8 protein-coding genes and 2 pseudogenes are annotated in these 14,223 nt (G+C 75.7%); 5 read left to right on the top strand and 5 right to left on the bottom strand.

Annotated elements, in window-relative coordinates; genetic code table 11:
• Positions 1-6: 6 nt before the first annotated feature.
• A complete protein-coding gene (locus ACX25U_RS33020) occupies positions 7-621 on the bottom strand; it encodes a MarR family winged helix-turn-helix transcriptional regulator (protein ID WP_454385466.1) in 615 nt (204 codons plus the stop codon).
• Positions 618-2,300: an FUSC family protein gene (locus tag ACX25U_RS33015; protein ID WP_454385465.1), complete on the bottom strand. Its 1,683-nt coding sequence runs from the start codon at positions 2,298-2,300 to the stop codon at positions 618-620. Before ACX25U_RS33015 ends, ACX25U_RS33020 begins: the two co-directional genes overlap by 4 nt.
• 188 nt (positions 2,301-2,488) lie before the next feature.
• Between ACX25U_RS33015 and ACX25U_RS33010 the strand changes: the two genes are divergently transcribed.
• The 5 genes and pseudogenes from ACX25U_RS33010 to ACX25U_RS32990 all read left to right on the top strand — a co-directional run bounded on the left by ACX25U_RS33010 (position 2,489) and on the right by ACX25U_RS32990 (position 7,576).
• Positions 2,489-3,058 carry a DUF5134 domain-containing protein gene (locus ACX25U_RS33010; protein ID WP_454385464.1) on the top strand — a complete coding sequence of 190 codons (570 nt, stop codon included), beginning with the start codon at positions 2,489-2,491 and terminating at the stop codon, positions 3,056-3,058.
• A gap of 584 nt (positions 3,059-3,642) precedes the next feature.
• Positions 3,643-4,371: pseudogene (locus ACX25U_RS33005) on the top strand (M56 family metallopeptidase); the annotation flags it as partial.
• A gap of 279 nt (positions 4,372-4,650) precedes the next feature.
• Positions 4,651-5,238: pseudogene (locus tag ACX25U_RS33000) on the top strand (HAD family hydrolase); the annotation flags it as partial.
• A gap of 155 nt (positions 5,239-5,393) precedes the next feature.
• Positions 5,394-6,071 carry a TetR/AcrR family transcriptional regulator gene (locus tag ACX25U_RS32995; RefSeq protein ID WP_454385463.1) on the top strand — a complete coding sequence of 226 codons (678 nt, stop codon included), beginning with the start codon at positions 5,394-5,396 and terminating at the stop codon, positions 6,069-6,071.
• Positions 6,072-6,229: 158 nt separating this feature from the next.
• Positions 6,230-7,576 carry an FAD-dependent oxidoreductase gene (locus tag ACX25U_RS32990; protein ID WP_454385462.1) on the top strand — a complete coding sequence of 449 codons (1,347 nt, stop codon included), beginning with the start codon at positions 6,230-6,232 and terminating at the stop codon, positions 7,574-7,576.
• 173 nt (positions 7,577-7,749) lie between these two features.
• Here ACX25U_RS32990 and ACX25U_RS32985 read toward each other — a convergent pair whose 3' ends face one another.
• From ACX25U_RS32985 to ACX25U_RS32975, 3 genes are all read right to left on the bottom strand, one after another.
• Positions 7,750-12,057 (bottom strand): cation-translocating P-type ATPase, encoded by a 4,308-nt coding sequence (locus tag ACX25U_RS32985; protein WP_454385460.1) that lies wholly within the window; start codon positions 12,055-12,057, stop codon positions 7,750-7,752.
• Positions 12,058-12,066: 9 nt separating this feature from the next.
• On the bottom strand, positions 12,067-12,717 hold the full coding sequence (locus ACX25U_RS32980) for a hypothetical protein (protein WP_454385459.1): 651 nt from the start codon (positions 12,715-12,717) through the stop codon (positions 12,067-12,069).
• A 155-nt stretch (positions 12,718-12,872) separates the two neighbouring features.
• Positions 12,873-14,219 (bottom strand): SGNH/GDSL hydrolase family protein, encoded by a 1,347-nt coding sequence (locus tag ACX25U_RS32975; RefSeq protein WP_458633787.1) that lies wholly within the window; start codon positions 14,217-14,219, stop codon positions 12,873-12,875.
• Positions 14,220-14,223 lie beyond the last annotated feature (4 nt).

Here is a 14,223-nt window from a genome sequence, read left to right as displayed (position 1 = left end):
CGCCTCTCAGATCCGCAGCGCCCCCAGGCGGCCCTCCAGCCGGCCCAGCAACTCGCCGAGGAGCGCGGCCAGCTCACCCTGCCTCTCGCCGTCCAGTCCGGACAGAACGGCGCTTTCGTAGGCGAGCTGCTCCGGCAGGACGCCGTCGACCAGGGCGCGTCCGGCGTCCGTGAGGCGGACATGGGCGACACGGCGGTCGCGGGGGTCGCCGCGGCGCTCCACGAGGCCGCGTTCGGTGAGTTGCTTCAGGCGCTTGGTGACGGCGGCTCCCGAGGAGAACGTCTCGCGGGCCAGCTCGCTCGGGGTGAGTTCGTGTCCGGTGCGGCGCAGCGCCCCGAGCAGGTCGAACTCGGGCCGGCTGAGCCCCGCCCGGCGCAGCGGCGCGTCCTCGGCCTGCTGGAACAGCGCGGCACAGCGGTTGATCCGGCCGATGATCTCCATCGGCGCGGTGTCCAGGTCGGGGTGGACGGCCCGCCACTGGCGGACGACACCGGCGACGGTGTCGTCGTGGGCGGGGCCGGGTGCCGCGCCCGGCACGCCCTCCGCGCCGGGCGTCCGCTCGCGCGCCGCCTCCGCGCTCACCGCTCCCGCCTGAGCCGGCCGTCCGTTCCTCGCCGTCATGGCCGTACGTCCTCCGTCGTCACGTCCGTGCTGGTCGCCGGGGCGTGCAGGCCCTGGCGTCGTATCGCCGCAGCGAGCGTACGGTGTGCGGACTGCTCGGCGAGCACCACCCGCTCCTGGGGCAGGGGGCGCTGCCACCACTCGCCGGACGCGGCGTCGACGGTGGCCCGCAGGTCGACCAGCGTGGCGGCCAGGCCCCGGCGGGCGGACTCCAGGGCGGCGGGCGCCGTCCGTTCTTCGGCGAGCAGGCGGGCGACCCGCTCACGGGCCCGGTCCACGGCGGTCAGCGCGTGCTCGATGCGGTCGCCGGCCCTGCGGTTGGTGACGGCGACGGCGGCCACGAAGCCGACCAGCGCGCCGACGAGGGTGTCCAGGACCCGCTCGGTGATCAGCTCGCCCGGCTCGTGGTACCCGGCGAACTCGATGATGAGCAGCGCCAGCGGGGTCACACAGATGCTGCCGAGCCAGTAGTTGCGGCCCATCAGCGCCTCGGCGCCGAAGTTGAAGGCCAGGCAGAGCAGGACGAGCGCGAGGCCGCTGGAGTGCGCGAGCGGGACGACGGCGCCGAAGACGAGGACGCCGACGAGGTTGCCGACGACGCGCTGGATGCCCCGGCTCCAGGTGAGGGTGATGTTGGCCTGGTACAGGGAGGCGGCGGTGACCAAAGCCCAGTAGGGGCGGCCGGTGCCGAGCGCGAGGGAGGCGTAGCCGGCGAGGGCGCAGCCGAGGGCGGTGCGCACCGCGATCGGGGCGAGCGGGCGGAGCCGGCTCCACCAGGGCCGGCGCGGGGCGCTGATCTCGGCGTCCACGCCGAGGAGTTCGTCGGCGGCCTCCGTCGTCTCGCCGGCCTGCGGGACCGGTCCGGTGCCGCGCACCTGGCGGGCCCAGGTGCGCAGCAGGTCGGGGTCCGTGTCCGCGGGGGCGGCGAGCGCGACCTCGGCGCGCACGACGAGCCGCTCCAGGGCGCGCCGGGTCGCGGAGCGTGCGCCGGTGGACAGCAGTGTCTGCCAGGCGGCCTGCACGGCGGCGGCAGCCGCGGCGCGGGCCCGGGCGTGACCGTCGCCGGTGCCTCCGGTGGCGGCGTAGGCGGCGGCCGCGTTCAGCGCCTGGGCGGTGGCGCGGCGCTCCGGGCCGTGCGGGCGCAGCAGCCTGGGCGCCATGCCGACCAGCCAGGACCAGACGCCCGCCACCGCGGCCAGCGCCACATGGGCCGGCACCTGGCCGAGGGTCTGCGGGGCGAACAGGGAGGCGGAGCTGATGAAGGTGAGGATGACGTTGCCGGGCGGGCCGATGCGGGTGGCGTCGCACAGCACCTTCTGCACGGCGGCCATCAGGGCGCCCACGGCGACCAGGACGACCGGGTCGGTGGTGAGCGAGGCCGTGACCAGGGCGAGGGCGAGGCCGCCGACCATGCCGAGCACCACCCAGGCCAGGGCGCGGGCCCGGGCCGCGTAGGGGCGGTTGTGGGCGTACAGGGCGCACAGCGAGCCGGCCATCGTGTACATGGCCAGGTCGAGCCGGCCGAGGAAGAGCAGGGTGAGGTTGGGCGGGGCGGCCGAGGCGACGGCGCTCAGAGCGGGTTTGAACCAGATGTCCGAGGGGCGCCCGAGCCGGAGTACGCCGGCGAGCGGGAGCCGCCGGGCGAACCGGCCGGTGGGGGTGGGGGTCACACTGCTCATGACGAATAAGCTTAGCAGGTATTTTACTCGTAAAACATATCCGGGGCCCGGCGATGACCTGCCATGCTCCGACGAATGCTCCCCGCGTACCCCTTTGCGCCCGTATGCACACCGCGTGCCGCGGGCATCGCTTGACCGACGGCCTGCCGCCCGGCGGCGGCCGGGATCCGTCGAGCGGGGAGGTGGGGGTGCACGGATCGGTTGCGGCCGGCTGGCTGCTGGTGGCGCTGTGCGCGGCGACCGGGGCGTACTGCCTGCTGCGCATGCGCAGCACCGACGAGGAACAGCGCCGGGCCGCGGGCGGTGAGGCGCTGATGGGCTTCGGCATGGCCGTCATGGCCGTGCCGGCGGCAGTGTTCACGCCACCCGCGTGGACATGGTCGACCTACGCGGTGGTCTTCGGGGCGGCAGCGCTGCATGCCCTGTGGTCGGCATGGCGGAGTCCGCACCATCTGCACCACCTGATAGGCGCGTCGGCCATGGTCTACATGTCGGTGGTGATGGCCGTCTCGCCCGGCTCCCACCACATGCACGGCGGGGCGGGGACGCCACTGGTCACGGGCGCGCTGCTGCTGTACTTCGCGGGCTACGTCCTGCTGTCCGGCGCCCGGCTGGTCCCCGCCGGGGCGGTGGGCGGAAGCGCGGTGGGCGGAAGCGCGGTGGGCGGGGGCACGAGGTGGGGCGACCGGCCGGAGCTGGCGCGGGTGTGCCGGCTGTCCATGGGGATGGCCATGGTGGCCATGCTGCTGACCATGTGAGACGGCACCCTCCGGAACGGCGAGGACGGGGGTACGGCGCCGTGGTCTGCGTCACTTTGCCGCGTGGAGCCGTACCCCTGGACAGTCGGCCGCTCATAGGGTGCTCGCATGGTGGTCCCCGCGGTCCTGTTGCCGCTCGGGGCCCTCACCGCCGTCGCCGCCCCTCGGCTGCTCGCCCGGGCCGACTGGCCGGACCGGGAGCCGGTGCTGGCGCTGTGGGCGTGGCAGTGCGTGGTGGCCGCAGTCCTGCTGTGCTGCGTGCTGTCGATGACGCTCAGTGCTGCGGCCGCCTGGCACGGGGTGCGCGGCCATGTGTTCGCCACGGCTCCGCGTCCGGTGGTGGAGGCGTACGCGTTCGGCGCGGCCAGGGCCTGGGCGCCGGCGGCCGCGGTGGCACTCGCGTGCGGCGGGGTGTGGAGCGCGGCGATGCTGGTCCGCGAGGTCGTACGGGCCCGGGCGCGGCGCCGCCGCCGGCGGGCCGAACTCCTCGTCCGTGTCCCGCTGCTGCCCGGCGAGGAGCCCGGCAACGACCGGCTCGTCGTGCTGGAGGGCGAGCGGCCGGACGCCTGGTGGCTGCCCGGCCCTTCGCCCCGGCTCCGCGTTCGGTGGTGGAGGCGTACGCGTTCGGCGCGGCCAGGGCCTGGGCGCCGGCGGCCGCGGTGGCACTCGCGTGCGGCGGGGTCTGGAGCGCGGCGATGCTGGTCCGCGAGGTCGTACGGGCCCGGGCGCGGCGCCGCCGCCGGCGGGCCGAACTCCTCGTCCGTGTCCCGCTGCTGCCCGGCGAGGAGCCCGGCAACGACCGGCTCGTCGTGCTGGAGGGCGAGCGGCCGGACGCCTGGTGGCTGCCCGGTCCTTCGCCCCGGCTGGTCATCACCACGGCCGCGTTGCGACGGCTCAAGGGACGGCAGCTGGACGCCGTCCTCGCGCACGAGCAGGGCCACGCGCGGGCCCGGCACGACTGGCTGCTGCACTGCTCCTCCGCGCTGGCGGGCGGCTTTCCGCAGGTGCCGGTGTTCGCCGCGTTCCGCGACGAGATGCACCGGCTGGTCGAGCTCGCCGACGACGACATGGCCTCGCGCCGCTTCGGCCGTCTGACGACCGCCCTCGCCCCGGTCGAACTCAACGAGCACCGCGGCGTGTTCGGCCCCTGCCCCGCCTCCGGGGCCCAGGTCCCCGAGCGGGTGCACCGCCTCCTCACTCCCCCGGCCCGGCTGACGGCGGCCCGCAGACTGCGGCTGACGGCGCTCGCGTCGCTGGTCCCGGTGGTGCCGGTGCTGGTGGCGTTCGTACCGGGGTTGAGGGCGCTGGGCTGACCTGTGGCCCCGGCCGGTGGCGGTGATCGTCCACAACAGGTGGCCGGGGCGACCGGGGTAAGCGATGATCACTTCATGGCTGTCGTGTTCTTCGACTTCTCCGGGACCGTTCCTATGGACTGAGCGGGAGTGAGCCCGGTCAGCCGCACGCCCCGAACGGTAGTTGGGCGCACTGGTCGTCCTCCGCGACCGGAGGTCGCTGATGGATGCTGCCGCATCCCGGGCGGCGACACGGATCGTGTCCGTGGTCCGGGCCGGGCGGGCGGAGTCCCTTGCGACCTGGCCTGTGGGAGCGGCCAGAGGCGACGGGGAGGCCCTGAACCATCTCTCTGGTGGATCAGGGGCCCCGCACGCCGGCACCGCACCCGGCGTCCCAGATCGCACGGCAGCGCTACCCCGACCGGCCCAGCACACCGCAAGGCAGGCAGCTGGCCATCACACGATCGAGCTAAACCGGCCTCATACACGCCATACACGCTCCCCGACGAGCAGACCCCGGCGGCCTGGGCCCCCTACCCGGACGCGGCCGAGGTGCTGCGCATGCTGCGCGAGCGCGGGATCGGCGTGGGCGTGGTGAGCAACATCGGCTGGGACCTGCGTCCGGTGTTCCGCGCCCACGGCCTCGCCCCGTACGTCGACGCCTATGTGCTGTCGTACGAGCACGGCATCCAGAAGCCGGACCCGCGCCTGTTCGCGGCCGCCTGCGCGGAGCTCGGCGCCGACCCGAAGGACGTGCTGATGGTCGGCGACGACCGCCGCGCGGACGGCGGTGCGGCGGCTCTGGGCTGCGGGGTGCACTTCGTGGACCACCTGCCGGTCACGGACCGGCCGGACGCGCTTCTGCCGGTGCTCGGCCTGGCCGGCCGAGCGGCCCGAGCCGAACGCCGGGCACACACGAGTCCGTCTCGGACGATCCCCCGCGTCGCCCGAGACGGACGGCAGCCCGACCGGTCCCCTTGCCGGAGTCGGTGGGCTCGCGCTGAGTATAGTTGGCCGGCAGCCAGTCAACACAGGAGTTTCGCATGTCCCCGCGCAGCGCCTCGGTCAATGAAGAGTTGCGGCGGCGTTCCCGGGAGCGGCTTCTGCAGGCGGCGGTCGAGCTGGTCGGCGAGCACGGGTACGACGCGACGACGCTCGGCGCCATCGCCGACCGCGCGGGGGCGGCCCGCGGCCTGGTCTCCTACTACTTCCCCGGCAAGCGCCAGCTGGTGCAGTCCGCCGTGCACCGGCTGATGCACCGCACGCTGGAGGAGGCGCTGGAACGCGAGCCGCGCACCGAGGACGGCCGGGAGCGGCTGGCGCGGGCCATCGACGCGATCCTGGGGCTGGCCCGTGACCGGCCGGTGCTGATGCGGCAGCACATGGCGGGGATCCTGCAGGCGGAGGGCTTCGTGCAGTGCCCGGAGCAGCAGCGGCTCTCCCAGCTCCTGCGGGACACCGTCGCCCGGCGCGGTTCGACGGACGTCGACGCCGACTACCCGATGCTGCGGGCCCTGCTGATGGGAGCCGTCTACGCGGCGCTGGTGCCCGGGGCGCCGATGCCGGTGCCGGTGCTGCGGGCGGAGCTGTTCAAGCGCTACCGGCTCGACCGGGACATGGGCCTGCCGCCCGAGGCCCAGCCGCCCGGCGGATCCCGCGACACCGACCTGTCCCGCTTCTTCGCCACCGACCGGCACCCGGCGCACCCGCCGGAGCGGTAGTCCGGCAGCCCCGAAGCCGTGGTCCGGCGGCCGACGTACGACTCGTCGGCGCGACACGCGGGCGGTTCCGTGCCGCCGGTCTCCCCCGGCGGGCCGCTTGGTGCGATGCTGGAGCCATCAGCGATCTCCTCCGATCCGCCGGGGTAAGGAGTTCCGCCGTGCTGCGTGTCGCCGTCGTCGGCTCGGGGCCGAGCGGGTGCTACACCGCTCAGGGCCTCGTCCAGCAGGACTCCTCGGTGTGCGTCGACGTGCTCGACCGGCTGCCGTGCCCGTACGGGCTGGTGCGCTACGGCGTGGCACCGGACCACGAGAAGATCAAGTCCTTGCAGAACAACCTGCGTACGGTCCTGGAGCACGAGCGGGTCCGGTTCCTGGGCGGCGTGCAGGTCGGCGGCTCCGGCGGGCTGCACGCCGGGCGGCTGCGGGAGCTGTACCACGCGGTGGTGTACTGCGTGGGCGCCGCCACCGATCGCCACCTCCAGATCCCGGGCGAGGACCTTCCGGGCAGCTGGTCGGCGACCGAGTTCGTCTCCTGGTACAGCGCCCACCCCGACGCCGTGGACGACGGTTTCGTCCACGGCGCGCGGTCGGCCGTCGTCATCGGCGTGGGCAACGTCGCCGTGGACGTCACCCGCATGCTGGCCCGCGGCGCGGCCGAGCTGAGCCGCACCGACATGCCCGAGGGCGCGCTGGCCGCGCTCGCGGCGAGCCGGGTGACCGAGGTCCACATGGTGGGCCGGCGCGGCCCCTCGCAGGCCCGTTTCACGACCAAGGAGCTGCGCGAGCTGGGCACCCTGCCGGACACCGACGTCGTCGTCGACCCGGAGGAGCTGGCGCTGGATCCGGCGTACACGGACCCCTCGGCGCTGCCCGCCGCCCAGCGCCGCAACATCGAGGTCCTGCGCGGCTGGGCGGCGGCGCCCGCGAAGGGCGGCGCCCGCCGGATCCGGCTGCGCTTCTTCCTGCGGCCCGCCGAACTGCTCGCCGCGGACGGCAGGGTGGGAGCGGTGCGGCTGGAACGTACGGTGCCGGACGGGCACGGCGGCGTGACCGGGACGGGGCGGTACGAGGACATCGCGGCCGAGCTGGTGCTGCGTTCCGTGGGCTACCGCGGAGCGCCCCTGGACGGGCTGCCGTTCGATGCCGGCACCGGCACGGTGCCGCACCAGGGCGGGCGCGTCCTGCGCGACGGGGCCGTCGCGCCGGGCGAGTACGTGGCCGGCTGGATCAAACGGGGCCCCACGGGCGTCATCGGCACCAACCGGCCCTGCGCGAAGGAGACGGTCACGTCACTGCTGGCGGACGCGCCCGCGCTCGTACGCAGGCAGGTCCCCGACGACTCCGTCCCCGCCCTGCGCGCCGAGGGCGTCGAGCCCGTGGAATGGGCGGGCTGGCAGGCCATCGAACGAGCCGAGGCGGCCCTCGGCGCCTCGCTCGGCCGCGGCGCGGTCAAGCTCCCGGACTGGGGGTCCCTGCGCACGGCGGCACGCAGCGGGGCCTCGTAGGACCGGTCGCCGAACCCCCGTCGGCCCGACGGCGCCCGGCACGCTCTCCCCGAGCTCTCCGGGCGTGCCTGTCGAGGGGGCTCCGGCGCCGGGGCACTGCGGACGTCCGACGCCGGACCTGGCGAAAACGAGCCCTCGGTGGCGGGTGGTCGCCGGTTGGCAGCCGTCGGCCGTCAGGGCTGAGCCGGTTCCAGGGGCTTGTTCTTCGGGAGCAGGCGGACGACCGTCTCCTCCAGGCGGGGCAGGGCCCGCTGGCCCGCCAGGGCCAGGGCGATCGCCGCGGCGACGCCGGTCCAGGCGAGTGGGCCGAGCGGGGTGCAGCCCAAAGCCCGGCTGACGCCGGGGGTCTGGATCAGCGCGACGAGGGCGACCGCGGAGCCCAGGGACGTCACCCGGACCAGCGTGCTGTCGCGGCGGTCGAGCAGGGTCTGGGCGAGCTGGGTGCCGACCACGGCGCACAGGGCCATCGTGCTGGAGCGGCGGTTGGTACCGGGTGTGAAGCGGCCGATCAGCCAGGCCGTGAGCGCGCCCAGACACGTGGTCAGGGCACGGTGGCGGATCTGCCGGATCAGCGCATCGCCCAGGACCCCGCCGGCCGCGTCCTCCGGCGCCGCCGACTGCGCCCGCACGCCGTCCTCCTCCGGGGTCACCGCCACCGCCATCGCCGGGAACAGGTCCGTGAACAGGTTCACCAGGAGCATCTGGCGGGTGGACAGCGGTGCCGTGCCCGACAGCAGCGTGCCGAGGAGGCCGAAGCCGACCTCGCCGGCGTTGCCGCCGATCAGGATGGCGATGGCGTCGGCGACGCTGTGCCACAGGGCGCGGCCCTCGCCGACCGCGTCGATCAGGACGGTCAGATCGTCGTCGGTGAGGACGATGTCGGCGGCGTTGCGCGCGGCCGCCGAGCCGCGGGCGTTGATGCCCACGCCGATGTCGGCGGCACGGATCGCCGCGGCGTCGTTGGCGCCGTCGCCGACCATGCCGACCACCCGGCCCGCGTCCCGCAGCGCCTCGACGACCTGCAGCTTCTGCTCGGGCGCGACCCGTGCCACGACGCCGGCGTCCCGCAGCATGCGGGCCCGGGCCGAGCGGTCCGCGGCGGCGAGTTCGTCCCCGGTGACCACGGTGGTGTCCTCGGGCCAGCCCAGTTCGGTGGCGATCGCCCGGGCGGTCTGCGGGTGGTCGCCGGTGAGCATGACCGGTCGTACTCCCTCTTCGTACAGACCGCGCACCAGGGCCATGGACGTCTCGCGGGGCACGTCCGACAGCGCCAGCAGGCCGATGAACTCCAGTCCCCCCAGATCTTGTTCGAGTGCCTTCTCGATGTCCTCGTGCTCGTCGAGCCGTCGCTGCGCCACCGCCAGCACCCGCAGTCCGTGGCCGGCCAGCGCGCGCGAGGTGTCGATGGCGTGGGCCGGGAGGCCGGCGCAGGCGGGCAGGACGGTCTCGGGGGCGCCCTTGACCACGAGCATGCGGGGGCCGTCCGCGGCACGTCCGACGCCGGCGGCGTATCCGCGGGCGGCCTCGAAGCCGAGTTCCTCGAGCTGCACCCAGTCCGGGTCGGGGCCGGCCGCGTCGAGGACGGCCTCGTCGGTGGCGTGCACCGGCCGGTCGGAGCCGCCGTTGAGCCGTGGGCAGGCCCGCGCGGCGACCCGCAGCGTGTCGGCGGACGCCGCTTCGCCGACCGCGTGGACGTTTCCGGCGGCGTCGGACGCCCGCACCACGCGCAGCTTGTTCTCGGTGAGGGTGCCGGTCTTGTCGAAGCAGACGGTGTCCATCCGGCCCAGCGCCTCCAGCGTGCGCGGGGTCCGTACGAGGACGCCGCCGCGGCTGAGCCGCCGGGCCGCCGCCAACTGCGCCACCGTGGCCACCAGTGGCAGGCCCTCGGGGACGGCGGCCACGCCGACGGCCACGCCACCGCTGACCGCCTCGCGGATCGGGGTGCCGCGCAGCAGCGCCAGGCCGGTCACCGCGGCTCCGCCCGCCAGCGTGAGCGGCAGGGCCTTGCGGGTGAGTTCCTGCAGCCTGGCCTGCACGCCCGCGGCCGGAGGCGTGCGGGCGGCCAGGTGCACGGCGCGGGCGGCCTCGGTGTCGTCCCCGGTGTCGACCACGACGGCCCGGGCCTGTCCGGCCACCACGGTCGTGCCCTCGAAGACCATGCAGAGCCGGTCGGCGACCGCCGCGTGCGGGGTCGGGGCGGTCTGCTTCTGCACTGGCAGCGACTCCCCGGTCAGCGCGGACTCGTCGACCTCCAGGCCGTCCTCCCACAGCAGCCGGGCGTCGGCGGGTACCACGTCGTCGCCCTTCAGCTCGATCACGTCGCCGGGCCGCAGCTTTCCGGCGTCGACCGTACGGGTGCCGCCGACCGGGGCTTCGCCCTTCGGCGGCGCGACGCGCGCCTTCTGCTTCTGCCCGGCGACCAGCCCGGACAGCGCACGCTCGGCGCGCAGCCGCTGGACGCCGCCGACGAGGGCGTTCAGGTCGAGGGCGCCGACGACGAGCAGGGCGTCCACCACGGAGCCGAGGATCGCGGAGGCCGCCGAGCCGACGGCCAGGACCGGGGTGAGGGGGTCGCGCAGTTCGCCGCGCACGGCCTGACCGAGGTCGTAGGTCCAGCGGGCCGGGGCGAGGACGGGGTGCCGGGTGAGGCGGCCGACGACCTTGCGGACCCGGCCGGTGACCTGCTCGAACGGGGTCGGTACGGCGACTGGTTGGTGCTCCAGCCGTTCCTGGGCCTCGTCCAGGTCGAGCTCGTGCCAGTGCACGCGCGGGCGCGGGTGCGGGGCGCGGGCCGCCGCCACGCCGAGGGCGGCGCGCGCCCCGGACAGCAGGGCGGTCGCCGCGGCGGCGTCGACCGGTGCGTGCCGCAGTCCCGGCAACACGGTGCGGCGCCCGTGTCCGCCCTTGGACTCGCCGACGGCCACGAGCAGCCCGGACAGCGCGGCGCCGGACCGGGCCAGGGTCTGGGCCCGGTGGCCGATCTTTCGGGCGGCCGGGACGGCGGTCAGCACGCGCCACACGTCGGGCAGTCCGTGCACGGCCATGATGTCCGCGCCCCAGGTGACGGCGGCGCCGTCGTCCGTCAGGGCGACGGCGATGTCGCTGCCGCGCAGCCCGGCCAGGACGTCGTGGTCGTCGACGGACCGCATCCGGGCGACGGTGATGATCGCGCCCTTCTCACCGCGCAGCCCGTACACCACGTCGTCCAGGGGGCGCCGGGCGTCCACGACCTGGTCGGCGAGGGGGGTGAAGTCCTCCAGGGCAGGGTCGTCCACCACGACGACCCTGAGGCCGGCCCGGCGGGCCGCGTCCAGGACCGGCTCGGTCCACGGGTCCGCCTCGCCGTCGTCGGTGCGCAGCGCGCTCGGGTGCAGGACGACGGTGCCGGCCATCTCCAGCTGCCGCAGCCGCTCCGGATCGCGGACCAGCACGCCGGTCCGGGCGAGCGTGGTGCTGAGTACGGCGTGGAAGACGGCGGGTCCGTAGCGCGCTGCCTTGGGCGAACCCGCGAGCACCGCCTCGGCCGCCTCGCCCGCCTGCCGCTTGACCAGCAGGGTGACCGCCGCGCCCAGCAGGCTGCCGGCGGAGGCGTGGTTGGCGTACTCCTGGGCCGGCGTGATGCGCAGCGGCGGGCGCGAGGAGAGGTCCGGGGCCACGCTGGCGCGGTGGGGTGCGCACAGCTGGTCGTGGACCGCGTCGAAGGCGGCCGAGCGGGCCACCGTGTCGGCCAGCTGGCAGGCGCGCAGTGCCCCGTCCAGCACCAGCGAGGTGGGGGTCTGGCCAGCGCCGTGCACGGCCGCGTTCGCCCAGGCCAGCAGGAGTTCCATACGGGACCTGCCCAGCCGGGCGCGCAGCCAGGCACGGAAGTGCGGATTCTCCCGCAGCAGCGTCACCGCGGCGGTCGCCATGCGGGGAGAGGGGGGCAGACGCAGGAAGTAGGCGGCGAGTCCCGCGGCGATGCCCACCCCGTCGGCGGCGAGCGTGCCCGCGGCGGCCCGCACCCCGGCCGGGTCGGCGGGGTGCGTGATCTCCTCCGGGTCGCCGCCCGCCAGGACCAGCCCCTGCCGGGCTGCGAGGGCGGAGGCGTGGTTCACGACCCGGTCGGCGGCCTCGTCCTCCGTCACGGTGACGACCAGGCGCGCGAGTCCCTGGTCCCAGTAGGCGAAGAGCACGTCGGGCCGTTCGGCCAGCGCCACGGCCATGCGCCGGGCCAGGTGTTCCGTCCCGCCCGCGCGCCGCACCCGGTCCGGGTCCGCGGGCCGCAGCGCGAGGTGCGCCCGCGTGCCGGACCGCCAGTGGGCGCCCCCACCGGGCAGCGCGTTCCAGGCGACGCGCGTGACCCGCACGGCGGTGTCCGCGCCGCGGACACCGGCTCGCGCGGTTCCGGCCACCGCGCCGGCGGCCACGCCCACCGCCGGGGCCGCCGTCCGTGCGAGCAGGCGGGCGGCGGCCGACGGCACCGGCAGCAAACCGAGCACCATGGCGCGCCCTCAGAGGGTGGTGCGGCCGGGCCGCGCCGTCGGGCCGAGGGGTCCGGTGGACGCGTGCCCCTTGGGCTCCTTGCCCCGGGTCCCGGTGTCCGGCGGGGCGGCCCGCCCCTCGGAACCGGTCCCTCCTCCGGACCTCAGCGCCGCCGTGCCGATGTCCTCCGCGGGCTGCTGGGGCGCGGCGGCGGTATCCGGTGCGGCGTCCTGAGCGGTGGGTGCCGTGTCCGCGGCGGCGGTCCGGGCGGTCGTGCCGCCCTCCGGTGCGGCGTTCGCCGCGGCTGCGGTGTCCGGTGCGGCGTCCCGGGCCGTGATGCCCGTGCCGGGCGCGGTGTCCTCGGGCGTCGTTCCCGTGCCCGGTGTCTGCTCCAGGGTCTTCTGCCCGTCGCCGGCGGGGTGTTCGGGGCGTGGCTGGGTGAGCCAGGCCACCGCCGCGCCGGTGAGCGCGACGGGCCACTCCACCACACCGGCGACACCGAGCACTCCGGCCCCCGTGTACACCGCGATCCGCCGCCCTCGCGGCGACACGGCGCCGACCTTGTCCAGCGTTTCCTGCGCGGCCCTGCTCACCACCCCGGCGCCCGGCACCCTTCGCAGCACCGCGGCCGCGCCGTGGAGCGGCGCCGCAAGGGCCGACGACGACTTCTGCTCAGCCATGACTCTCCTCGCGGGGTGAGATCGTCCTGCGTGCCCCTCGGGTGCCCGCAACCGTGCTGGCCATCCCGTCTCTCTCAGGGAACGTCACCGACCGCGTCCCCGCCACCGGACTTCCTCCGTCGCCGCGTGGCGTCGGAGGGAACCCCGGGCCCGGGTCAGGACCGGCGGAACAGCCCCTCCGGGACGGCGTCGGCGAGGATCCGGTAGCCCTCCGGATTGAGGTGCAGCCAGTCCCCGTCGTGGAGCGCCGGCCGCAGCCGGCCCGGCTTCGCGGGGTCGCGGACGGCGCGGTCGAAGTCGATCACCGCGTCGAAGTTCCCGTGCGCGCGGATCCAGGTGTTGACCGCCTGCCGGGACTTCTTCCGCTCGCCCGCCGGGTCGTCGTAGAGGGTGTTGCCGCCGAAGGGCAGCAGGGTGGCGCCGTAGACGCGGATGCCCTGGGCGTGGGCGCGGACGACGATCTGCCGGTAGGCGGCGATCAGGTCGTCGGTGACCCGGCGCTGGGCGGCCGGGGTGGCGTCGGCGGTGCCGATGTCGTTGACGCCTTCGAAGACGATCAGCCAGGCGACCCCGCTGCGGGCGAGGACGTCGCGGTCGAGGCGGGCGAGGACGTTGGGGCCGAGGCCGTCCTGGAGGACGCGGTTGCCGCCGGCGGCCTGGTTCAGGACGGCGACGTGCGCCGTGGCGCGGCGGGAGCGCAGCCGGTCGTGGAGCTGGTCGGGCCAGCGGTCGTCGGCGTTGGTGGTGGAGCCCCGCCCATCGGTGAGCGAGTCGCCCACGACGGCGACGGCCTCGGTCGGGGCGTCGGCCCGCACCTCGACGTCGCTGATCAGGTACCAGTGGTCGACCGGCGTCGCCCCGGGCAGGTCGGTGTCCCGGGTGTGGTCGCCGTGGACGAGGTACGACGTCGTGCGCGAACCCGGGTGCGAGGTGAGGGCGAGGGAGCGCTGGCCGTCGGCCAGGTACGCCGTCACGGTGAGGTCGGACGCGGGGCGCAGCTCGAGGTCCAGCGGGTCGGAAACGGCCTGGGCCCCGGCGGGCACGGTCGTCGACGCCCGTCCGGAGAACGTCACCCGCCGGGTCGTACCGGGCTCCACGGCGCCGGCACCGGCCTCGCCGTGGAGCGGGAGCGCCACCGTCACGGCGGTGAGGGGCAGCGGGGTGTCGCCGAAGGCGTTGGAGAAGCGCAGCCGGACGCGGTGGCCGCCGGTGGAGACGCGCAGGGTCTGGCGGAGCGTGGTGTCGACCAGAACGGCACCGTCGCCGGTGAAGGGCGCCGGCGGGAGGTTGCCGGGTTCGGTGAGCTGGGGCATCGCCGTCCAGGTGCTCACCCAGTGCCACTGGGGCGCGGCCGGCGGCCGGCCGGCGGTGGGCGCGCGGTCCGGCCGTTGTGCGAGCGTGGTGACGGCGGAGGCGGTGACGAGGAGGGCCGGCGCCAGGACGCAGGCGGTGACCAGGTCGACGAGCCGGGTTCTTCCGGGCGGGGTGGCTGGTGGACCCACAGGC

Source organism: Streptomyces sp. JNUCC 63, from assembly GCF_054366325.1.
The sequence above is the reverse complement of the archived record's forward strand: the minus strand, read 5'-3'. Positions and strand labels throughout refer to the sequence as shown.